Source organism: Sinomonas atrocyanea (assembly GCF_001577305.1).
Lineage (GTDB): Bacteria > Actinomycetota > Actinomycetes > Actinomycetales > Micrococcaceae > Sinomonas > Sinomonas atrocyanea.
The window spans coordinates 303093-324887 of the sequence record NZ_CP014518.1 but is presented as its reverse complement, the minus strand read 5'-3'; the positions used below and the strand labels follow the sequence as shown (position 1 = coordinate 324887).

Annotated in this window: 16 protein-coding genes; 6 read left to right on the top strand and 10 right to left on the bottom strand. The window is 64.5% G+C overall.

Features of this window, described 5'->3' with window-relative positions; translation table 11 throughout:
* Positions 1-694 precede the first annotated feature (694 nt).
* Complete coding sequence (locus SA2016_RS01530) at positions 695-943, bottom strand: hypothetical protein (protein WP_066494591.1); 249 nt, start codon at positions 941-943, stop codon at positions 695-697.
* 838 nt (positions 944-1781) lie between these two features.
* On the opposite strand from SA2016_RS01530, the gene SA2016_RS01520 reads away from it, so the two are divergent.
* Positions 1782-2708, top strand: coding sequence for a DUF8426 domain-containing protein (locus SA2016_RS01520; RefSeq protein ID WP_066494587.1), 927 nt, complete (start codon positions 1782-1784; stop codon positions 2706-2708).
* Between the two features lie 378 nt (positions 2709-3086).
* On the opposite strand, the gene SA2016_RS01515 is transcribed toward SA2016_RS01520, so the two are convergent.
* The 4 genes from SA2016_RS01515 to SA2016_RS22575 form a co-directional block, all read right to left on the bottom strand.
* Positions 3087-6227 carry a type I restriction endonuclease subunit R gene (locus tag SA2016_RS01515; protein WP_066494586.1) on the bottom strand — a complete coding sequence of 1047 codons (3141 nt, stop codon included), beginning with the start codon at positions 6225-6227 and terminating at the stop codon, positions 3087-3089.
* A gap of 3 nt (positions 6228-6230) precedes the next feature.
* Positions 6231-7544, bottom strand: a complete 1314-nt coding sequence (locus SA2016_RS21690) for a restriction endonuclease subunit S (RefSeq protein ID WP_169803033.1) — start codon at positions 7542-7544, stop codon at positions 6231-6233.
* The gene (locus SA2016_RS01505) at positions 7541-9538 is read right to left on the bottom strand and encodes a type I restriction-modification system subunit M (RefSeq protein WP_066494583.1); all 1998 of its coding nucleotides are present in this window, start codon (positions 9536-9538) and stop codon (positions 7541-7543) included. Before SA2016_RS01505 ends, SA2016_RS21690 begins: the two co-directional genes overlap by 4 nt.
* A gap of 318 nt (positions 9539-9856) precedes the next feature.
* A complete protein-coding gene (locus tag SA2016_RS22575) occupies positions 9857-10180 on the bottom strand; it encodes a helix-turn-helix domain-containing protein (protein ID WP_084249221.1) in 324 nt (107 codons plus the stop codon).
* 92 nt (positions 10181-10272) lie between these two features.
* Here SA2016_RS22575 and SA2016_RS01500 point away from each other — a divergent pair, with 92 nt between their 5' ends.
* A complete protein-coding gene (locus SA2016_RS01500; RefSeq protein ID WP_066494582.1) occupies positions 10273-10524 on the top strand; it encodes a hypothetical protein in 252 nt (83 codons plus the stop codon).
* A 299-nt stretch (positions 10525-10823) separates the two neighbouring features.
* Positions 10824-12824 (top strand): SIR2 family protein, encoded by a 2001-nt coding sequence (locus SA2016_RS01495; RefSeq protein WP_084249220.1) that lies wholly within the window; start codon positions 10824-10826, stop codon positions 12822-12824.
* A gap of 66 nt (positions 12825-12890) precedes the next feature.
* On the opposite strand, the gene SA2016_RS21215 is transcribed toward SA2016_RS01495, so the two are convergent.
* Both SA2016_RS21215 and SA2016_RS01490 read right to left on the bottom strand, forming a co-directional pair.
* Positions 12891-14231 carry an SMODS domain-containing nucleotidyltransferase gene (locus SA2016_RS21215; protein WP_141305414.1) on the bottom strand — a complete coding sequence of 447 codons (1341 nt, stop codon included), beginning with the start codon at positions 14229-14231 and terminating at the stop codon, positions 12891-12893.
* Positions 14232-14285: 54 nt separating this feature from the next.
* Positions 14286-14966, bottom strand: a complete 681-nt coding sequence (locus SA2016_RS01490) for an SMODS-associated NUDIX domain-containing protein (protein ID WP_218030565.1) — start codon at positions 14964-14966, stop codon at positions 14286-14288.
* A 1158-nt stretch (positions 14967-16124) separates the two neighbouring features.
* Here SA2016_RS01490 and SA2016_RS01485 point away from each other — a divergent pair.
* The 3 genes from SA2016_RS01485 to SA2016_RS01475 all read left to right on the top strand — a co-directional run bounded on the left by SA2016_RS01485 (position 16125) and on the right by SA2016_RS01475 (position 18758).
* Positions 16125-16781, top strand: coding sequence for a hypothetical protein (locus SA2016_RS01485; RefSeq protein ID WP_066494576.1), 657 nt, complete (start codon positions 16125-16127; stop codon positions 16779-16781).
* Positions 16782-17122: 341 nt separating this feature from the next.
* Complete coding sequence (locus SA2016_RS01480) at positions 17123-17740, top strand: nuclease PIN (RefSeq protein ID WP_066494572.1); 618 nt, start codon at positions 17123-17125, stop codon at positions 17738-17740.
* Position 17741: 1 nt separating this feature from the next.
* Positions 17742-18758 carry an inorganic phosphate transporter gene (locus SA2016_RS01475; protein ID WP_066494571.1) on the top strand — a complete coding sequence of 339 codons (1017 nt, stop codon included), beginning with the start codon at positions 17742-17744 and terminating at the stop codon, positions 18756-18758.
* 73 nt (positions 18759-18831) lie between these two features.
* Here the strand turns inward: SA2016_RS01475 and pstB are convergent, their stop codons facing one another.
* The 3 genes from pstB to pstC are packed head-to-tail and all read right to left on the bottom strand — an operon-like array spanning position 18832 to position 21763.
* Entirely contained in the window at positions 18832-19611 is a 780-nt protein-coding gene (gene pstB / locus SA2016_RS01470) for a phosphate ABC transporter ATP-binding protein PstB (RefSeq protein WP_066494568.1), read from the bottom strand.
* A gap of 27 nt (positions 19612-19638) precedes the next feature.
* Positions 19639-20745 carry a phosphate ABC transporter permease PstA gene (pstA, locus tag SA2016_RS01465; RefSeq protein WP_066494567.1) on the bottom strand — a complete coding sequence of 369 codons (1107 nt, stop codon included), beginning with the start codon at positions 20743-20745 and terminating at the stop codon, positions 19639-19641.
* Between the two features lies 1 nt (position 20746).
* Positions 20747-21763, bottom strand: coding sequence for a phosphate ABC transporter permease subunit PstC (pstC, locus tag SA2016_RS01460; protein ID WP_084249219.1), 1017 nt, complete (start codon positions 21761-21763; stop codon positions 20747-20749).
* Positions 21764-21795: the final 32 nt, after the last annotated feature.

Here is a 21795-nt window from a genome sequence, read left to right as displayed (position 1 = left end):
CATCGAGGACAGCAGACGCGGCCAGAAGACTCCACTCTGGATTATCGCAGTTGCGTCGATGGAACTCGGAGACGGGCCAGCTTAATCCCTAGCTTGTGCGCCCACACTCGTGCGAGCCGCTCGCGTGCGCCCACGTCGAGGTCGAGCCGGGACAGTCCTCGCCCTCGCAGCGGGTCCTGACCGTCGCAGGCTGCACCGCTCCCCTGCTCTGCGCAGAAGCCGAGTCCGGGCCGCCTGCCATCACCCTCGACGCGACGGTGTGGCTCCACGCCCACCCCGGCCGGATCCTGCAGGCTTGTCTTGCATCGAGGTGCGCCCAGCTCACCGCAACGGTCCCAACCACCATCCTCCAAGCACCCGCGTCGGACACCGCAGGGACGTACCCCCTCACCGTCAGCGCCTCGGGGAAGGTCCTCTCAAACGAGGCCATCCACCTCGCCGACCCCACCGTCTCCGGACCGTGCGGGGGTGCCCGCGTCGCGATGACCGCGCACCTCACTCTCGACGCGATCGGACGGCTCACGAAGGCGATGCCGACCCCGCCCCGGCCGCGCAGCGCCGCAGACTCCTGAGGTACGGCGGTGGTGGGACCAACGAGGCAGCCGGGAGACGACAGCGACTGCCCTATTCCGGCAAAGCAACCAGGAACGGCTCGCGGCCGGCATCGTTGCCAGTCGTCACGGTCCGGGCAAACCTAGCGGATCGCCCAGTCATGGCCGCAGCTCTGGCAGAGAGCCGTCTTCTGAGTCTTGAACGTCGTCTTCCCTGTGCCCGTGGATTTCTTCCATACGAGGTTCGACATGCCAAGAGTGGAGATCGCGGTAATGCCACGCGCCGCATTGTTCGTGTGGCCGCCGAGGCCGACCCCGCTCTTCCGGGTCTTTCCGCCCGTCTGCAGCATTTCGACGGTGACGTCTTCGCCGCCGCATTTGACGCACTTCATCACAGTTCCCCTTTGGACTGAACCGATATCCACCGGCGAGTAAGTCCGGGAGACGATGGCAACAGTACTATGCGACTCGGGACTGGCAGTGGTCTCTAGGGTGAATATCTCTTTCCGCGTGTCGAAGCCCAGGATCGTCGAAAGAGGTAACCTGCTTCGGTGACTCACAACGGCTTCCCCGCCTCACACTTTGGGGGCGTCCTGGAAGCCTAGGGCGCGGCGTATGACCCGGTTATCCGCCTCGCTGAGATTCAGGTTCTGAGTCACAGCTACCGACGGGGCGGACACGAAGAAATGCAGAGGCCCGAGGATCTCTAGACCCGGCAGAGCTCCTCGCCTACATCCGCGTCTAGGGCGCCCGACGGTTCCCAGCGGAGCCGCCGCCCTAATGGGTCATCTTCTTCGCTGATGGCGGCCGTCGGTCGCGCCTCCATTGCGCCTTCGAGAATCGCGGCTGCCGCTATGAGGAGCAGAAGGGCGAAGGACGCCCACGCGCCGACCGACATGGAATCCTCCCGCCGCAAGCCAACCAAGCACGGAGAGCCCAGCCCGCGTGTGTGCCGATGCGGAATGACAACCGCACCCGGCCAGAGGACATCTCGTCTGACCGCGGCTCATACGGCCTCGTCGCGGACGCGCCCGGACCTGCCATCGAGCACGGCGTTCAGCGCACCTCGCCGACGGGGTCATCCGAGGCCGATCGGTGCAGACCTCGCGACTCACTCCGCGCGTGACGGTCCGGACCTACGTCCGTCTACGGTAGACCCATGGACCGCCAGCCTGGCCGCCATGCCGCGAGAACCGCGCAGCAGACAGATCCTTTATCGAGGGGACAGCATTGACCGAGTACTGGATGTTCCGACTGGGCTCTGGCGGAAAGCACGCCGAGGAGATGATGGCCGCCGGGTACGTGGGCGTCAGCTATGGCATCGACTTCGACCTCGGCCCCCATCTGGGAAAGGGCGCCGACGCGTTCCACAGAGCCATGAACGATGCCTGGCTCGCCCAGAACCCCGGCAAGTCGAGAGTCTCCGCCGGGCTCGCTATGGGGAACACGTGGGTAGCCTGCGAGGGGATGCAGGAGGGCGATGTCGTGCTCACCCGCAAGGCCGACCAGTCCTTCATCACCGGCACAGTGACGGGCGGCTACGAGTTTGCGCCTGGGACCGAGCTGCCCCACCGGCGCCCCGTCGCATGGCATGCGCACACCTTCACCCAAGACGAGATGAGCCCTGAACTCGCCGCCGCGGCCAGAGTTCCGATGACGGTCTACTCACTCTCTGGGTACGCCGCAGAACTGGCCGCGCTCAATGGAGCTGCCATCCCCGCTGCGCCCCTCGCATACGCTGTGACCGCGGAAGTCGAAGAGCAGCTCGCCTTCCAAATGGAGAAGCAGCTCGAAGACTTCCTCGTTCAGAACTGGGCCGGTACAAGCCTCGGGCGTGAGTACGACATCTACGAAGACGGTGAGGTCAAAGGCCAGCAGTTCCCCGCCGACGGCCGGGAACGGATCGACATCCTCGCCATCAGTAAGGACCGGAAGCGGTTGCTTGTGGTCGAGCTCAAGCGCGACCGCGCGAGCGACGTGGTCGTGGGCCAAATCCAGCGGTACATGGGCTACGTGCAGGACGAGCTGCTGGAAGAGGGACAGTCAGTTGAAGGCGTGATCATCGCCCGAGACGACGACCAGCGCATCCGACGGGCGCTGAGCGTCGCCCCGAACATCCGGTTCATGAAGTACCGGGTCGATTTCCACCTCGAATGAAGCACGTCGCGGCGTCCGCCTGGAGGCGTCGCCACGCGTGATCCGCCACGAGGGCCGGCTGCTTTGAGACCGGCCGTGACCACTACGCCACGGAGTGGCCAGCGCAGTCAGCAATGAGGTCCGACAAGCGCAAGGCACGTTGACCAGTAGTTCGGCATGAGCGCCCACGCGCCCCGGCGCCCCGGCCGCCACAGCCTCCCCGGTGCCCGCCTTCCCCGCGCTGATACGCCCGCCCCGTCATTGACATGCCGTCTCTCCCCCGTCGAGCAGGGCTCCGCACCCGCGCGGGAACCAGGGTGGAGGCACGCGGCATACTGCGAGCAGTGAACCCCAGGTCCCCTCGGAGGAGCCCTGAGGCACCCACAAGGCTCCGCGGTCCTATAGTTGCGTCTTCCGTTCCCTCACGTGGGTGAAGAGGTCCATGGCTTTAGCTAGGTCGAGCAATTTCTCCTGACTCACTGTGTTCGCGAGCCAGTCGATCCCTGTCTCGTGCTGCTGGCCCGCTGAAAGAATGACCTTTAGGAGAGCCGTGGACAGGTCTGGGGAGTCGTAGAAGTCCTGCGCTGCGTTCGCGTCTGCCTGCAGCTGGAGCATCTCGTCCTCGCTGGCCTTGCCGATCACGGAGTTGATCACGTTGATCTGATCGGCATCCGATAGGCCGGACCCGGCGAACACTTCGTTGAGTTTGCTGATCAGCTCCGACATATGCACGTACTCGGCCTCGTTGGCCTTCCCGCTTCCGCTCTCCTGCATCGGGTCCAGCTGCTCGCCGCCCTGCAGTCCCAAGTTCTGCTGCTCGCGGGCGTGCAGGGCGTAGTGGGTCAGCTCGATCCCGGAGAGGTCAACGACCTCGCGGTGCCGGTTGTCGTCGGACAGCTCGCGGGAGAGGAGGCTGTAGTAGATCGCCCGCTTCTCCAGCGCGGTCTGCCCATAGTTGATGATCTGCGACAGGAAGTTGTACGCGTTGACGTACGAGGTGAGGTCCTTGCGGAAGGTCTCCAGCCGGTCGAGCTCCTCGCTGTCGCCGTCCTCCTGCGCGGCGTCGTACAGGGCGTTGAACCGGTCCTTCACCGGAGCGACGCTCGCGGAGAGCAGACCGTGGTTCCGGGCACCGGCCGTGGAGAACCAGACCTGCACCGTCCGCTCCACGTCCTCGTCGTCGTAGATCCCCACGGCGTCGAGCTTGGACCGGAGGTTGTGGACGAGGTTCGGGTCGGTGGTCGCGCTCAGCTCCGCTGCCCGGTAGTAGGGCTTGAAGTCGGCGAGGATGTCGTCCGGCTTGTTGACGAAGTCGAGGACAAAGGTGGTGTCCTTGCCCCTCATAGTCCGGTTGAGGCGGGAGAGCGTCTGGACCGTGTTCACCCCGCCGAGCCGCTTGTCCACGTACATGGCGACGAGCAGGGGCTGATCGAACCCAGTCTGGTACTTGTTGGCCACGAGCATGACCTGGTACTCGTCGCCGTCGAAGGCCTCGGCGAGGTCCCCGGTGGCGGCATGGTTCATGTTCGCCTCGGTGAACTCGTCGCTGCCACCGGCCAGCGCCGTCGGGCAAGCCGCGGCGGACTCCGGGTCGGTGACCTTGCCAGAGAACGCGACGAGGGTGCCGACGTCCTTGTAGCCCTTGGACTGGATGTACTTGTCCATGGCCAGCTTGTACCGCACCGCCTCCTTGCGGGAGCCGGTGACCACCATGGCCTTGGCCTTGCCCTCCAGCCGCCACGCGACATTCTCGCGGAAGTGCTCGACGATGATCTGGACCTTCTGGGCGATGCTGTGCGGGTGCAGCTTCACCCACCGCACGATCTCCTTCGTGGCCTGCTTCTTGTCCACGAGGGCGTCATCCCCGTGGGCGGTCTTCGCCTCGTTGCTGAGCCGATACGCGAGGTCATACGGGGTGTAGTTCTTGAGGACGTCCAGGATGAACCCCTCCTCGATCGCCTGCTCCATCGTGTACAGGTGGAACGGCACCGGCTTCCCGTCGGGGCCGGGTCGGCCGAACAGCTCCAGGGTCTTCGCCTTCGGCGTCGCCGTGAACGCGAAGTAGGAGATGTTCTTCGCCTCCGCGCGGGTTGCCATCTCCGCGAGCATGACGTCCTCGATGGAGACCTCGCCGCCGTCCTCCAGCGCGGCCAGCTCCTCCGGGGAGAGGACCTCCTTGAGCTTGTTCGCCGCCGTCCCCGACTGCGAGGAGTGCGCCTCGTCCGCGATGATGGCGAACGTCTTCCCTGCGAGCTTCTTGTCCTGCTGGATCGCCTTGAGAGCGAACGGGAACGTCTGGATCGTCACGCTGATGATCCGGGTGCCCTTCGACAGCAGGTCCGCCAGCTGCGTGGACTTCGCCCCCTGCTTGCGGTTGTCCACCGCTTCGACGAGGCCCTTCGTGTTCTCGATCTGCTGGACCGCCTCGCGCAGCTGCCGGTCAAGGACCGTGCGGTCCGAGACGACGATCACCGAGTCGAACACGAGCTTGCCTCCGGCGCCGTGCAGCGAGGCGAGCCGGTGCGCGAGCCACGCAATCGAGTTCGTCTTCCCCGACCCCGCCGAGTGCTGGACCAGGTACCGGCAGCCGGGGCCCTCGTCGGCCGCGGCAGCCACCATCTGGTTCACCGCCTCCCACTGATGGAACCGCGGGAAGAGCAGCGTCCGGGTCGTCTTGAACTTCTTGGTGATCGGGTCCTTCTTCTTCTCCACCAGCAGGTGCATGAAGGAGTGCAGGATCCGGAGCCAGCTCTCCCGTTCGAGGACCTGCTCCCACAGGTAGGAGGTGCGGGACCCGGTCGGGTTGATGGGGTTCCCGGCGCGCCCGTCGTTGCCCATGTTGAACGGCAGGAAGTAGGTGTCCTTCCCCGCCAGCTTCGTCGTCATCCGAACCTCGGAGTTCGAGACAGCGAAGTGAACGACGGCGCGGGTGCCGAACGCGAGCAGGTGCTCGATCTTCTTAGTCTTCGGGTCCTTCGGGAGCCGGTCCGTGCGGTACTGCTCCACCGCATCAGCCACGGACTGGGTGAAGTCCGTCTTCAGCTCTGCGGTCGCCACCGGGAGGCCGTTGAGGAAGAACACGAGGTCGAGTGAATTGTGCCCGTTGCTGACCGAGTAGTGGACCTGCCGCATGACCCGCAGGCGGACCTTCTGGTACAGCTCCACGATCTTCAGGTTCGCTGCCGTCGGCGGCTTCGACTGGCTCATCTGGAAGTGGGCGGACTCGTGGCTGAAGCCCTTGCGGAGGACGTTCAGCGTGCCCTCGCCCTCCTTCGCCTCCGCGTCCTCGCCGAGCACCTTCGACAGGCGCTTCAGCAGCCGCCCGAAGTCCGCCTCCTGTTCAGCTGCGGGAGCGCTCGGGTTGACGACCTTCGCGAACTCGTCCGGCTGGGTGTTTTCCAGCCACGCCCGAACGTCCGCCGGATAGAGCGCCAGCTGAGGGTCGTAGCCCTCGTCCGTGGTCGAGTACTCCCACCCGTTCTGGGCGAGGTGGTCGCAGAGTTCGGCCTCGAAGTTGATCTCGTTGTGCAGTGCGGTCATCGCTCAAACCCCCATCGTGGCGACATGGTTACAGACATCGATCTTGCCGGTGACGGCAGCAGAGATCAGGGCCGCGCGGCGCTCCTTCGAAACCTCGATAGCCTCCTTCGCATCCGCAATGACAGCGTCAATCTCAGCGGTCTCACGGTCCAGGTAAGCGGCAATCTCAGCCTGCTCCTCCAGCGGCGGCAGTGGAATTGAAAGATTGCCGATCACCTTCATTCCAATATTTTGCTGGGTGCCGTAATTCCAGTGGAGGGCAACCGAGTCTTGAAAGTTGTGCGACCTCAGCGAATGCAGGACGAATCGAGGAAGCGCGGAAGCACCGCATCGAATAGCAGCCAATGGCGACCAAATATTGAACTCCAAGTCGGTCTCCACAATTGCGCAGATCCCTGTTGTCGCACCCGACTTGACCATGTAGATGTCGCCGCGCTGCGGCTTGTACTTTCTCGAAAATCGCGCATGATCCTCGCGCGAGATGAAACCCCAAATCTTTTCAAAATCCACCGCTCCTGAAGACACCGCTTCCGCGGATACGAAAGGAACCCCAGAACTTTGCGCTTCAGGAGTTTCGTGCGGTCCGTCTGTGATAGGCGTCGAGACGATCGATTTGAGCTTGCGCAGCTGCCACTGCAGCGGAATATCTCCAAACCACGCCACGCCACTATTCTTTGTCGGCGCACCGGCATTCAAGCCCTCCGTGACCGCATGAGTGACTACAGCCTCCCGCCGCTCCTGCAGCACTGCGACTAGTTCCTCTTGATCCGCGATAAACGCGTCGATCTCGCCCGTCTCGCGGTCGAGGAAGTCGGCGATCCGTTGCTGCTCGGGCAAAGGGGGGAACACGCCATCGATCCTACGAAGGCTGGCAATGGACAATCTAGGCAGCCCAGCCCCCTTCACGAAAGAGCGGACTTGCTCTTGGACACCATGAGACTGGCACAGATAGTCCAGGAATCGAGACGTCAGCTTATCTTGATTCGGACGAATTATGATTAGCGAAGAAGCGACTACGAATGGGTGGTTGCCACGTACGACAACAGTGCGGCCGACCGTCCCGTCTTTACTGAACAGGACATCTCCATCAAGGGGCTGACATCCCGCCCGAACCATGTACTCATACGTCTCAGGAGACGTCTTTAAGGACCCCTCAAAATCAATTCCACCGGGGGATAGGTCACGGGTGGACACGAAATCGAAGACTCCGCCACTGGTCTCTGGCGATATATGAGCGCCGTCAGTAATCTCGGTGACCATGTGCTTGAGGGCGGTTGCAGTCCAATCAGTAGGCACGCTTCCAAACCAGTCGTTCACGCGCTCACCTCTTCGAGCCTTGCGAGTCGAGCACGTATGCGTCCAAGCACGTTCTCAAGATCCGCGTCGATCTCCTCCAGTGACCGCGGCTCCACGTACTTGTAGAAGAGGCGGGTGAAGGGGATCTCGTAGCCGATCTTGGTCTTGGAGCGGTCGATCCACGCGTCGGGTGCGAACGGGAGCACCTCGCGCGCGAAGTACTCGTCCACGTCCTCGGTCAGGGGGACGTTCTCGGTGTCTCGGAGATCGCCGTCCGCCTCAGGCGTGCCTTTCCTGTCGGTGCACACCGATGCCGTCTCGTCCCGTTCCGAGAGCCCCTGCCAGAGCGCCTTGAACTGCGGCGTGCTGAGCTTCACCGGCTTCAGCACGGCGGGGGTGAGTTCAGCGATGAAGTCGTCGCGGTCCTTCCAGACCTTGCCCATGTCGTCGAGCGTAGCGAGAGCAGCGCGCAGTGCAGTGAGGGTCTCCTCGGGCAGCTTCTCCAGTGCCTTCTGGGACAGGGCTACCTCGACCCGCTCCGGGGCAACCGAGAAGTTGAGCCGCAGCGGGCGCTCGACCGTGATCGCGCGGTAGCCGAAGTTCTCGTTGCGGAGGACCTTGGAGACCTCAGGGTCGGCGTCGGCGTACTCCCCGTAGAGCTTGACGATGTCGGCGATGTGGCCCTCGCTGAGCGTTTTCCGCTTCGAGCCGAGGCTCTTGGGCATCTTTTCCCAGAATCCGGAGCCGTCGATCAGCTGGACGGTGCCCTTGCGCTCCTCCGCCTTCCGGTTGGTGAGAATCCACACGTAGGTGGAGATGCCGGTGTTGTAGAACATGTCCGTCGGGAGGGCCACGATGGCCTCCAGCAGGTCGTTCTCGATCACGTACCGGCGGATCTCCGACTCCCCCGACCCGGCGCCGCCGGTGAACAGCGGGGAGCCGTTGAGCACGATCCCCGCGCGGCCGCCGCCCTTCTTCGACTCCTCGGTCGCCGTCTCGTCCACGGGGCGGAGCTTGGAGAGCACGTGGAGGAGGAACAGCAGGGAGCCGTCGCTCACGCGCGGCAGCCCCGGGCCGAAGCGGCCGTTCATGCCGAGCTTGAGGTGCTCGTCCTCGACGTCCTGCTTGATCTCCTTCCAGTCCACACCGAAGGGCGGGTTGGAGAGGACGTAGTTGAAGGTGCGGTCCTCGTGCAGGTCGTCGCGGAGGGTGTCCCCATTGCGGATCGCGGAGACCTCCTGCCCCTTGATGACCATGTCCGCCTTGCAGATCGCGTACGACTGGTCGTTGATCTCCTGCCCCGCCATGCTCAGGCGCGCCTGCGGATTCAGCGTCCGGAGGTACTCGTCCGCGACGGAGAGCATGCCGCCAGTCCCCGCGGTCGGGTCGTAGATGGACCGGACCACGCCCGGCGTCGTGAGGGCGTCGTCGTCCGGCGCGAAGAGGAGGTCCACCATGAGGCGGATGACCTCGCGGGGCGTGAAGTGCTCGCCCGGGGAGTCCGTGGACTCGCTGAATCGCCGGATCAGCTCCTCGAACAGGGTGCCCATCTCGATGTTGCTCACCGTGTCCGGGTGCAGGTCCACGGCCGCGAACTGGCTCACCACCCGGAACAGGAGGTTCTTCGTGGCGAGCTTCGTGATCGTCTTCGGCAGCTCGAAGAGCGTGAAGATATCCCGGACGTTCGGCGAGAGCCCCTCGATGTAGTTCAAGAGGTTCTGGCGGATGTTCTCCGGATCCGCGAGGAGCTTCCTTAAGTCGAACTCGGACGTGCAGTAGAAGGTGAGGCCGGAGCGGGTCTTCAGCAGGGCATCGAGCGCGCTCTCACTGTAGGCGTCGCGCTTGTCGAGGTAAGCATCCCGGACCTGCTGACGGGTCGGCTCCAAGAGGCAGTCGAAGCGGCGGAGGATCGTGAAGGGAAGGATGACATCGCCGTACTCCTTCTCCTTGTAGGTGCTCCGAAGCGTGTCCGCAATGGACCAGATGAAGGATGCCAGCGTCTGGCTGTTGGCCATGATTGTCCCCGTGTTTCGAGCAGTTGAGTTGCGGCCTTCACTCTATCGAGACACCAGTGCCGGGGGGCGTGACTGAGGCCGGTGCGCGGGCGGACAATGTCGCCAGGACCATGCTGCGAAAGCGTGATGGCGGCGACGGGAGCATGGAAGAGCTCCGTCTCGTCGGAAGGCGCCGCGCCCGCATGCCGCGCCCGGTCGGCTGCCCGCGAGTCGTGCATCTTCTCCTCCACGCCCGCGCGATCGATTCGATACTGGGCTCCGACCCACGCTTCCTCCTCGCAGGGCCGCACTCATCAACATGATGCTGGTCCCCCCCTGCTAGGCAGGGTCTCCATCCTCCAGACGGCGTCTACCGCCTCGGTACGGTTGCCGTTTGGCCGAGCCTGCCGGTGGCTTCAGGAGGTCTTCGACGGTGACTCCGAGCACGTCTGCGATATCCCACAGCCGCTCGTAGGCAAGGCTCTGCCGGCCCCACTCCACCCCGATCAGCATGTTGCGGGACAGCCTTGCCTCAAGCGAGAGGGACTCCTGGGTCAGGCCTCGGTCAAGTCGAAGCTCTCTGATGCGCGCGCCTACCTGCTCCCTCCGAGCCCGCCACTGGTCGAGTTGTTGCTTGGAGACTTCGCGAGGTCGGATGGGCACACCTCATGTCATTAAGATGGGACATTGTTGTCTGCCCAACTAGTTGTGCATGAGGCAATTCGTGCTGCCCATGCTTCAGGAGGTCCATCACCGTGGTCGTACAAGTAGTCCTGCCGCTCGACGAGAGGGTCACGATCTGCGACCTGTGGAACTTCCTCTCCTGTATCCCGGACACCTTCGACGTCAATAAGGATCTTCGGAAGACCGAGCCGGGCGACGAGCGGGCCGAGGTGAGCTACCTCTCCATCGAGCTCGAAGCTGAAGAGGCAAGCGCCGTTGCCCGCATCCTCCGCGATTCCGCCGCCGCCAAGGAGACTGACGGGCCGCTCCAGTGTGCGAGCTGAATACGACGTCCCGGGATGCGCGCTCGTGTTGATACTGGTGCGGCCAATCAGCCATGAAGAGCACCAACTGGCAGGCGGCCAGGTCCTTGAGTAGTAGGAGTCCCGGCACCATCGCGTTCGGTCTGCTACTCAATCCCGGTGGCCCGGCCGTGCCGCTCAAGCTTTCGATGTAGTGTGCCGCCTGTGTGCGAAGTCTCAGCCGTAGCCGTCGCGGGTCAGCCCGATCACGCGGCGGAAGCCAGCCAGATCACCACCGCGCCGCGGGCCGCCCTCTTCCCTCTCACGGGGGTGACGGACCGATGACGCTGCCTGGAAGCCCAGCCCAACAGTACGGAGAGGACCAACTGCTCAGTCTCGCCTTCTCTTTGACTTCCACCCCCGCCTCGTATGCCGTTGTACTAGGGGCGGGAATCTCGACTGGAAGCGGAGTGCCATCGGCTTGGGGGGTCTTACAGGACCTGCTCTCGCAGCTGGCAGGAGCCAAAGGAGCCGAGCCGGAGGGCGATGACGGCCGTCTCTCCTGGTACCAGGATGAATACGGTGAGGACCCGACGTATGAGAGGGTCCTGGAAAGGCTCGCCCCGGCACCCCGGGACCGGCAAGCACTCCTGAGGGGGTACTTCGAAGCTACGCCCGAAGAGGCCGAGCAGGGGAAGAAGCAGCCCACTGCAGCTCATCGCGCGATCGCGCGTCTGGTCGCGGCCGGGTTCATCAGGGTGATCGTCACACTCAACTTCGACAACCTGATGGAAGCAGCCCTGCGCGAGCAGTCGGTCACACCGGTTGTTATCCGGGGGCAGAACGACCTCAAAGGACTACCACCCATGCACACGGCGCGGGTCTTGGTGGTCCATCTTCATGGCGACTACTTGGCACCGGAGGAAATGCGCAACACCGAGCTGGAGCTAGGGCATTATGAGCCGGCTGCAGAGCGCTTCCTGGACCGAATCATGGAGGAGTACGGACTCCTGTTCGTTGGCTGGTCGGCCCGCTACGACCCTCAGCTCAGAGCAGCCGTCAAACGAAGCTTCCGTCGGATCTACGTACCGTACTGGGTCGAGCCAGCAGCTTTCGCCGATGAGGCGAGTGAACTGGTCGAGCAGCTGGGCGCGGTGAAGGTGGAGTCTTCGGCGGACGATGCGCTCGGGAAGCTCCACGATGCCTGCATTGCGCTTCGCGACAGGGCAGCGGCAAGGCATCCGCTAACCCCAGCCGTGGTCGCATCGACCGTCCGCAGCGAACTCTCCGGGCGCTACACCGCATTCCACCTTCACGATCTCGTGAAGCAGGAGGCCGACAGGCTCCATCGCCAAGACGATCTAGTCCTCAGCTACACGGGGACCGTCTCCGAAAACGGGGCGTACGCCGGCATGGTTGGGAGGATCGAGGAAGCGTCGAACGTGCTGGTGGCCGCGATGAGCGCGGCCGCCTATTGGGGCAATGAAACCACCGACCGGTGGATACTCAGCGAGATCAGGAACTTCGCTGAAGCGCCCAAATCGGGCGGTGTGACTGTGGTTCTCGATCTGCACAACGTTGTCATGATGCGGCTCTTTTACGCGACCGGCGTCGGGGCCCTCGCGGCAGGCAGGTATGGCACGGTCTCTGCGCTCTTCTCGCTCGAAGGTGATCGTCGCGGGACGCGGCGCGATTATGCAGTCCAAGTTCTTGAGCCGGTACGCCTGTGCGAAGGCAACCTGCCGTCTGCCAGCAAGCGGCTCTATGAACAGCTCAGGCCTATGTTCGTTCAGCACCTCTCCATCGGATCAAGAACCTACGACGAAAGCTGGGCAGTCTTCGAGATCCTCCGGAACCTTGCCGCCGCTGCTGCCGCACCGGAGGCCCAGACATACCTCCCGGAACTGGGAGCCGCACGCGTCGCCTTCGACGAAACGCGCGACGAATATGACCATTGGGCTAAGCAGCAATCAAATTCAACCGCACCAAACGGACGCGAGGCCTTCGAGAGATATGCACCCGTTCGTGCAGCCGAGGAGAAGTACAAGAGAGCACTCGACCTTTACGCCCAACTTATCCCCATGGCACTCCCGCACCTCAGGGTAGAATTGCAGCACAGCGAGGGAGTCGCATATAAGTCTCCCACCGTTCAACGGCTGATCCGCGAGGTATCGAGCTACGGAAGCAAACACCCACTTTTGGAAAGTGGACTGCTGCCCGGTTCGCCACTCGAGGCTGTGCAAACTCTGCGCGCCGCCAATGTGGCGCTTGAACGTGTCGCGAATTGGACGCGACAGAACCGAATGGGCATCCTGCCCGACGAATTTTGGGCAGACGAGTAGGTTTGGCGGAGTTCAATACGCTGAAGGGCGAGCGGGCGCGCTCACTTCTTATGCCGAATTTAGTTTCTATATAACGATAACATTTTGGCGGCTTCTTGCGACGCAAAAACCGCTCTTGACGATCATCGCTTCGACGTAATGGTGACCTATGTACGAGGTGGACTCCGACCAGCTCCGCGTGCCGTCATCCTTATGGATATCTCCCCGCAGAGAGCCAGCCAACTCTGCCTCTTGGCCGTAGTTGCGAATTTTCCAGTACACATCGTACGGGCCGGGAATGTTCGAACCTTCGATCTTGAACTTCAAAGATCGATTCTTACCAACCCTGTCACCTCGTTTAGGGAGTGAGCCGTCGCGGAACCCCTTTCGAGCCACAACGTAACCGACGACCTTGAATCGATATGACGGGTTCAAGGCGTCACGTATGTCGAAGTCGCGATCGAGAAAACGCTCCGATGCCGGTGCTGCAGTCTCTGCCGAGACACTCGCGAGGACGCTACTAGCCTTCGCTATCGCACCAAATTCCGGCCCGAAGAGATCTTGCCAGATTACAACGGCGCGGTCGTAGTCTGCCTCGTCGCACGCCGTACCGATCTTTTCGGCATGAGCAGTGAAGCGGCTACGGAACGTTTGATAGTTTTCATTACGCCACCGACCTGCTAGGTCTTGGCCGGTGCCAGGATCTCTAATGTACGGAGGGTTGTAGGGGTACGTGGTGAGCTGGACGGCCAGCGCATCTGACAGCGTGCGGAGCGTAGCTGCTACGTTTCGGTATGCATCCGGGGTGGCTATCGACACCGCCTCGCTTACGTGATGCGCCAAAGCCGCCGTCAAGGTGACCGAAGGCACAGTGTAGCGGGCCTTGTGGTCGCGGAGATATTTCAGGAGTCGGACAACCTTGACGAGATTCCCACCCGTTATCCGGTTCTTCTCCTCCAGCCATTCTGTGAACTCATCGGGAGCGGCGAGCTCAAATTGGTTGGTGATCCTGTTGGTAACGTACGCTTCCCCTTGCCTTGTAACAAAGGGAACGACGTCCAAGTGAAAATCGCCTGCGTAGTCCAGGGTCACACATCGTTTCTTTCTGGAACGCATCGTCGCGTAGGTCGCGCTTCGCCCAAAGGCTTCGTAGAGCTTCTGCACATAGTCGGCAGCGGTCCAACCATCGACTTCGTCCATGGGGACCAAAACATCAGCGTCGAATTCCTTTGTCCCGACCGGCTTAATGATTGTTCCATGGGCAAAGGAGCCCTGCGGGATCACTTCTGTTATGGACTCACCGAGCACATCATCGTTCGCGAGAAAGTTCTCGATCGCAGCGACACGCTGAGAGAGCACGTTCAACCTGGTCTGGTTCAGGTTGACTTTGTTAATGAGAAACGATTTGAAATCGCTCGATTGGCTCATTCCGTCCTACCGTCAAAAAATGCGGAGCATGAGGGCAGCGGTGCGGTGCTTCTCTCAGTTCAGAGTATCAATGGTCCAGACCGCTGTCTGGGCTATTTTAGTCTTCTGGTGAGCCGCGCCTTCCACTGCTCCCAATCGACGGATTTGAGTCTCCGAAGCCCAGAATATATCCGGATGCGACTTACTCTTCAATTGCCGCAGTTCTTGTTCTTGGGCAGGCGTCGGCAGAAGTTCGAGGATATCCGCAATCAGGATTTCTTGGCTATTAGCCCAGGGGCTAAACCTCATCGGCTGATACAAGCGCTTCACGTGATCATACTTGACGAATCGGAATAGCTCCTTGCTTAGAATGCCCGTCGCGACGAGTTCCTCATAGAATTCGCGCCAACCGTCGATCTCGCGACCATGACCCTCTTCGAACCACCGCACAAACGGCAACAGATGCTTCCCTGGGACCCGCACCCTCAGGTCTCCCTCACTGATGGCGTCAGGGGCTAGCAGGTCATCATTCAGCACGTTCATTTCGCCCAGGACTCCCGAGGAGGACGGGTGGCTCTTGTAGACACCTCCAACTGGCTGATATTGATCGAAGCGCTGCCCGCGGATGAGCAGATACTCGTTGTCGATTCGGATGCGGTAGAGGTACGAAGCCGAAATCCTCACCCGTTTTCTCCAAGTGCGAATAGAGGACCACATGATTCGAAGGAAGCGCGCATTACTCATCAACGTGTCCACGAGAGGTATGGTAAAACCGATAGCGAGACCACTTGGGACAGCGAACCAACCGCTGGCTGGATCCGAGAGGAACATGAAACCTATCGAGACCAGCACCACGACCAAGTAAGTTACCGCGCGCCCCACAGCGCTCCTTCACCGCGCCCAGCACATGCTGCAGAAGTAGCTGCGCCCAAGCCGCAGCTGTCCCTGACGGTTCCGATTCCACGCATAATTCTCGCCTTGGCCAAGCCCCATCCTTCCGACCGCCCCAACGTCGGCGGACCATGGATGTCTGCCGCTACGATTTGATCTCGGTTAGCATATCGTCGCTGCTCCCAGAATCGGCGGCCCAGGGACGCCGCCGCCGCCATTTCGCTCGCGAACTTTCGGCGCTTCCTCCTGCCGGTGGGCGTTGCCCCACCCCTGAGGCGCCCCATCGCGGGATCGGTCCGGCCTCCAGCGGCGCGGTGAACGTGCCCCCAGGCGCCGAAGACCAGGGCCTAAACGGACAGGATGCATTCACGTCGGGGACAGGGCGGGGCCCCATCTCACCCACGATGGAGTATTCAAGAAACGGTGGGCCCTGTGGGACTCGAACCCACAACCCGCGGATTAACCTGCCACTTCGGTTTTCACCGCCGCTCGAAAGCGTTCGTGGTCTGGACTGTCCCTTCACCATGGCTCTCACCGAAGGTGCCACCCGTCCAGTCTCTACACCTTCCGAGGTTCCCCTCGGCTTGGCTCGGGATTGCCATCTGGTTGCCCAGGAAGGGTTCCCCGACTTTGAGTGGTGTCATCCACAGGGTTTCCCCCGTGGCGCTCCTATTGAAGTCCGCTGCTCTGCCAATTGAGCTAAAGGCCCTAGCTCACGCAGGAGTCTACCGGACGATAGTTGCCGAGTCTGACCCCGACTCTGCAGACCCGGTTCCATCGGCCTCGGCATCAACATGTTCACGCCGACGGGAGGCACGCGAACACTGCGAAGTGGACTTGACTGCGTAGATAAGCAGCGCTCTACCAACTGAGCTAGAGGCCCGGCGCCCGGCACGCGCCGGACGGCACAACTCTAGCGCAGGGCAACCGCGCGCCGTCGTGCGCCCGGGGCCGGGCCGCGGACCCCGCATGGGCACTCCCCCGCGAGAGGAGTACCGTACTGGGCATGAACGAGGCAGCCGCATGAGCGAGAACCCAGCATCCAGCGGGTCGGGACCGGTCAGGCACCACAAGCCGAAGCCGTTCGCGCCGGTCGACTTCGAGCCCTTCGCGGGCGGCGCCGACCCCGCCCGCGTGTCCGAGGCAGCGCACCTCGCCGCGCAGGCGCTCGTGCGCCGCGGACGCGAGAGCGACGACCCCGAGGTGACCCGCAGGCTCGTCCGCCTGGCCGACGAGCAGGGCCTCGACGCCATCGCCGAGATGTGGTCCGAGAGCCCCGCGCGGTCCCTCCCGGGCGCCCTCTGGCGACTGTATGCGCTGCGGGCGGCGACGAAGCAGGACCCGGAGCGCATCTCGGTGTACTTCACGGCGGGCAAGGACACCGCCCAGGTCTCGCACGCCGTCGCCGGCGTCGCCGAGCCTCCCGGGGCCGAAGAGCTCACCGCAATGGCGGACGCGATCCTCTCCGGCGCGTTCGACGGCGAGTTCGACGTCGCGCTCGAGCGCTCGGCGGCGTTCTGCCGGGTCGTCGCTCTCGGCCAGGCCACGGTCGCGGACAGCGCCGAGTGGGCCAATTCGCAGCATGCGACCAAGCTCACGCGCAGCGCCCACCAGCTCGTGAAGACGGCCGAGGACCTCGAGGCCTCCGCCAAGGCGTGGCGGCGCGGGCAGCTGGACTGAGCCCCCAGGCTCGCACCCCCTGCCTATGCACACGGAGCTGTCAACCGGGTTGACTCTCCCCCAACGGCCGTAGAACACTGGTGGTGGCGTCGGACCGCGGCACCCCCGGGCTCCAACTCTCAGCCGCTTCGAGCGGCCTTCCGCCGAGAGGCGGTCCCGGTTCGGCGCCTTTGCTTCCCTCGCTGGGGGCCCGCGCTGGAGCGGGCCCGGCGAGGATCCAGCCCGCGCAGGGCGTTCATCCCGGTCACGTAAGATTCGATGGGCCGGCATCCCGCTGGCACGAGGCCATCGCGCCGGGGACTGCGGCGGCCGGAAGGCCGCATCGCCCCGCTCGGAGACCCATGAAGTTCAGGCTGTTCCCCCAGGAGACGGCAGGCCTCGAGCTGCTCGCCTCCATGGCGCAGCAGTCCATGCTCGGGGTGCAGACGCTCTCCGAGATGTTCGGCGCCGAACGCGCCGACTACGAGAAGCTCGTGGACACCCTCACCGCGAACGACGCCCGCACCACCGAGTTCCGCCGCACCCTCCTCACCCGGCTCCGCACGAGCTTCGTCAACCCGCTCCCCCGCGAGGACCTGCTGATCCTCTCCGAGTGGCTCTCGCAGGCCGTGGGGCACCTCGTGGCCGTCGGCGAGCTCATCCAGCTGCACCGGATCGACAGGCTCCCGTCCGAGGCTGCGGACATGCTGGACATCGTCAACCGACAGGCCGAGCTCACCACCGCGGCCATGCGCGGCCTCACGCGGCTCGAAGACCTCGAGGACTACTGGGCGGACATCGTCCGGCTCTCCAAGCGTGCCGAGCGCACGTACCGGGTGTGGAGCGCGAACGCCCTCCGCGAGCTCTCGATCACCCAGTTCGCCCGCACCGTCGAGGTCGCCCGGTCGCTGCTCGAGGCGGTCCACGCGTTCCAGTCCGTGGCCATCCAGGTGGGGCGCATCATCGTCAGGGAGTCCTGACGTGGCCGCTGCGCTCGTCGGCGCATCGATCGTGCTGGTGTGCGCGTTCGGCTTACTCAACGGCTTCCGCGACGCCTCCAACGCGGTGGCCCTCACGGTCCGCACCCGCGCGCTCACGCCGGGGATCGCCGTCGTCCTCACGGCGGGGTTCAACGTGCTCGGCACGCTTGCCGGGGCGTGGCTGCTCAGGGCCTTCGGGACCGTGTTCGTGACCGTCCCGGCCGGCAGCGGGGGGCTGACCGCGCTGGCGGCGGCGCTCGTCGCGGCGACCCTGTGGGGCGTCTACGGCTGGTGGAAGGGCTACCCGTCCTCGTCCACCCACGCGCTCGTGGGCGGCCTCATCGGGGCGACCGTCGCCTCGGCGATCCTCGGCGGCCACCTGCCGGGCGGCCTCGACCAGGTGTTCTGGCTCGCGATCGGGCTGCCGCTCATCCTCTCGCCCCTGCTCGCCTTCGGCGCCGCGTTCGTCCTCACCCCCGCGGTGACGTGGATGGTCCGCCATACCCAGCCGAGCCAGGCGCACGCCGGCCTGCGCGCCGCCCAGTCGGTGGGCGCGGCCATCGTGGCCTTCGGGCACGGGCTCCAGGACGGCCAGCGGCTCGTGGCGCTCCTCGTCCTCTCCACGCTCGGATCCGGCGCGAGCTTCGACCACGTCCCCGTGTGGGCCGCCGTGCTGGGCGCGCTGGCGCTGGGCGCGGGCACCCTCGCCGGCGGGTGGCGCATCACCTACACGCTCAGCCACCGGCTCGTCCGCATGGACCCCCTGCGGGCCTTCGTGTCCCAGCTCGTCACGAGCGCGATGCTCGCCTTCGGCTCCCTCGGCCTCCACATGCCGCTCTCGACCACGCACACGGTGGTCGCCTCCGTGCTGGGGGCCGGGGTGAACCAGGACTATTCGTCTGTGAACGGTCCGCTCGTGGTGCGCCTCATCCGCTTCTGGCTCGTCGCCCCGCTCGCGACGGCGGCCCTCGGCCTGGTCTTCGCGCTCGCCTTCGCCCCGCTCGCCGGCCTCAGGTAGGCGCCGGACGAAGACGGCGGGCCGCCGCGCCCGAGGCGCGGCAGCCCGCCGTCGTCCGCTGCGGGTCCGACGATCAGCCGAAGCGGCCGGAGACGTAGTCCTCGGTGGACTTCTGGCCCGGGTTGTTGAAGATCGTGGTCGTGTCCGCGTACTCGATGAGCTTGCCAGGCTTCCCGCTGCCGGCGATGTTGAAGAACGCCGTCTTGTCCGAGACGCGGGCCGCCTGCTGCATGTTGTGCGTGACGATGACGACCGTGTAGTTCTCCTTGAGCTCCTCGATGAGGTCCTCGATGGCGAGGGTGGAGATCGGGTCGAGGGCCGAGCACGGCTCGTCCATGAGGATCACGTCCGGCTTCACGGCAATCGCACGGGCGATGCAGAGGCGCTGCTGCTGGCCGCCCGAGAGGCCGGAGCCGGGCTTGCCCAGACGGTCCTTGACCTCGTTCCACAGGTTCGCACCCCGCAGCGACTGCTCGACAAGCGAGTCCGCGTCCCCCTTGGAGAGCTTGCGCCCGTTGAGCTTGACGCCGGCGAGCACGTTGTCGCGGATCGACATCGTGGGGAAGGGGTTGGGGCGCTGGAAGACCATGCCCACGTGCGTCCGCACGGCCACGGGGTCCACGCCGGGGCCGTAGAGGTCGTCGCCGTCCAGGAGGACCTCGCCCTCCACGCGGGCGCCGGGGATGACCTCGTGCATGCGGTTGAGCGTGCGCAGGAACGTCGATTTGCCGCAGCCGGACGGTCCGATGAAGGCGGTCACCGACTTGGGCTCGATGTTCATGGTAACGCCCTCGACGGCGCGGAAGTCGCCGTAGTAGACGTTCAGGTCCTTGACGTCGATTCGCTTGGACATGGTTTCCTTCGTAGTCGGTGCGTGCCGTCAGCGGCCGGTCTTCGGGGCGAAGACGCGGGCGATCAGCCGGGCGATGAGGTTCAGGAGCATCACGAAGATGATGAGCACGAGGGCCGCGCCCCAGGCGCGCTGCGTGCTGGGATCCGGGTTGGACGGCGAGGTCGGGTTGAGGATCTGCGTGTAGATGAAGGTCGGCAGCGAGGACATCCAGTCGGAGAACACGTTGAGGTTGATCTTCGTCGCGAACCCCGCGGTGACGAGGATCGGTGCCGTCTCGCCGATGACGCGGGCGATCGCGAGGGTGACGCCGGAGGCGATGCCGGAGATCGCCGTCGGGATCACCACCTTGAGGACGGTGCGCCACTTCCGCACGCCGAGCGCGTATGCGGCCTCGCGCAGCTCGTTGGGGACGATCCGCAGCATCTCCTCGCTCGAGCGGACCACCACGGGGATCATGAGCACCGACAGCGCGACGGCCGCCACGAAGCCGGTCTTGGTGCCGGGGCCGAGGAGCGTGGCGAAGAAGGCCGCGGCGAACAGGCCCGCGACGATCGAGGGGATGCCGGTCATGACGTCGACGAAGAACGTGATCGCCTTCGCGAGGGGGCGGCCGTTGCCGTACTCGACGAGGTAGATCGAGGTGAGCAGGCCGATCGGCACGGAGATGATCGTCGCCCAGAGGGTGATGAGCAGCGTGCCCATGAGGGCGTGGTAGATGCCGCCGAGCACATGGGTGCCGTTGTTGACGGACTCGTTGTCCTGGATGCCGCTCACGCCGTTCATGGACGTGCCGAGGAAGCCCGGCGTCGTGAGCCCCTTGAGGCCCTCGACCACCACGGTCCACAGGACGGAGACGAGCGGGAGGAGCGCGATGAGGAACGCGCCGACCACGAGGCACGTGGCGAGCTTGTCCTTGGCCTTGCGGGGACCCTCGACCGCGGCGCTCCAGCCGGCGTAGACCACCGTGAAGGCGATCGCGGCGAAGATGCCCCACCCGAAGAGGCTGAAGCCGACGAGGGAGGCCGCGGCTGCGCCGACCACGAGGGCGACGGCGAGCGCGGCCCAGGGCGCGAAGCGGGGCAGGCGGTTGCGGGTCAGCGCGGAGCTGCGCCGCTGGAGGACGGTCGTGGCCATGTCAGTTGGCTCCCGAGAATTCCTTGTGGCGGCTGATGACCCAGCGTGCGATGACGTTGACCAGCAGGGTGATCACGAACAACACGAGGCCCGCCGCGATGAGCGTGCTGAGGCTGAGACCCGAGGCCTCAGGGAAGTTCAGGGCGATCTCGGCGGCGATGGTCTGGTTGCCGGACCGGATGAGGCTCGCGATGAGCGGCCCCGAGGAAAGTACGAGCGCCACGGCCATGGTCTCTCCGAGCGCGCGGCCCAGGCCGAGCATGATCGCGCTGATGACGCCGGGCCGGGCGAACGGGAAGACGGCCATGCGGACCATCTCCCAGCGGGTCGCGCCGAGGGCGAGCGCGGCCTCCTCGTGGAGCTTGGGCGTCTGGAGGAAGATCTCGCGCGAGATCGAGGTGATGATCGGGATGACCATGACGGCGAGGACGATGGACGCGGTGAGGATCGTCTTGCCGGTCGCCGAGGCCGGCCCGGCGAAGATCGGGATCCACCCGAGCGTCGAGGCGAGCCAAGTGTAGCCGGGGACGACGGCGGGGGCGAGGAACAGGATGCCCCAGGCGCCGAAGATGACCGACGGGATGGCCGCGAGGAGGTCGATGATGTAGCCGAGGACCTGCGCGAGCTTGCGCGGGGCGTAGTGCGAGATGAAGAGCGCCACACCGATCGAGATGGGCGTCGCGATGACGAGGGCGATCGCCGCGGCGATCACGGTGCCGATGACGAGCGGGACGATGTAGGCCCAGAAGCCCTGGCCCCCTGCCACCTGGTCCTGCGGGGCGACGAGCGCGGGCACGGCCTGGGCGACGAGGAACGCGGCGACAGCGAACAGGACGACGAGGATCACCACGCCCGCCGCGAGGGCAGCGCCGGAGAAGATCCTGTCGCCCGAGGCACCGCTGCCGGCTCCGAAGCGGCCGCGGCCCTCGGACTGCTCGGAGTTCGTATCGGTCTGGGTGGTTGTCACGTCCGGTCCCTCGAGTGCGGCATCGAGATGCCCGCCGTCAGTTCTCGTCATCTTGTCACGTCCTCTGGTACCCAGTGCAATGC

What these genes read in the sequence shown, in the direction of transcription:
- SA2016_RS21215 (WP_141305414.1), bottom strand. Translation starts at nt 14,231, where the DNA reads ATGAGCCAATCGAGCGATTTCAAATCGTTTCTCATTAACAAAGTCAAC.
- pstA (WP_066494567.1), bottom strand. Translation starts at nt 20,745, where the DNA reads ATGGCCACGACCGTCCTCCAGCGGCGCAGCTCCGCGCTGACCCGCAAC.
- SA2016_RS01505 (WP_066494583.1), bottom strand. Translation starts at nt 9,538, where the DNA reads ATGGCCAACAGCCAGACGCTGGCATCCTTCATCTGGTCCATTGCGGAC.
- SA2016_RS01515 (WP_066494586.1), bottom strand. Translation starts at nt 6,227, where the DNA reads ATGACCGCACTGCACAACGAGATCAACTTCGAGGCCGAACTCTGCGAC.
- SA2016_RS01530 (WP_066494591.1), bottom strand. Translation starts at nt 943, where the DNA reads ATGAAGTGCGTCAAATGCGGCGGCGAAGACGTCACCGTCGAAATGCTG.
- SA2016_RS01480 (WP_066494572.1), top strand. Translation starts at nt 17,123, where the DNA reads ATGAAGTTCAGGCTGTTCCCCCAGGAGACGGCAGGCCTCGAGCTGCTC.
- SA2016_RS01495 (WP_084249220.1), top strand. Translation starts at nt 10,824, where the DNA reads ATGACGCTGCCTGGAAGCCCAGCCCAACAGTACGGAGAGGACCAACTG.
- pstC (WP_084249219.1), bottom strand. Translation starts at nt 21,763, where the DNA reads ATGACGAGAACTGACGGCGGGCATCTCGATGCCGCACTCGAGGGACCG.
- SA2016_RS01485 (WP_066494576.1), top strand. Translation starts at nt 16,125, where the DNA reads ATGAGCGAGAACCCAGCATCCAGCGGGTCGGGACCGGTCAGGCACCAC.
- pstB (WP_066494568.1), bottom strand. Translation starts at nt 19,611, where the DNA reads ATGTCCAAGCGAATCGACGTCAAGGACCTGAACGTCTACTACGGCGAC.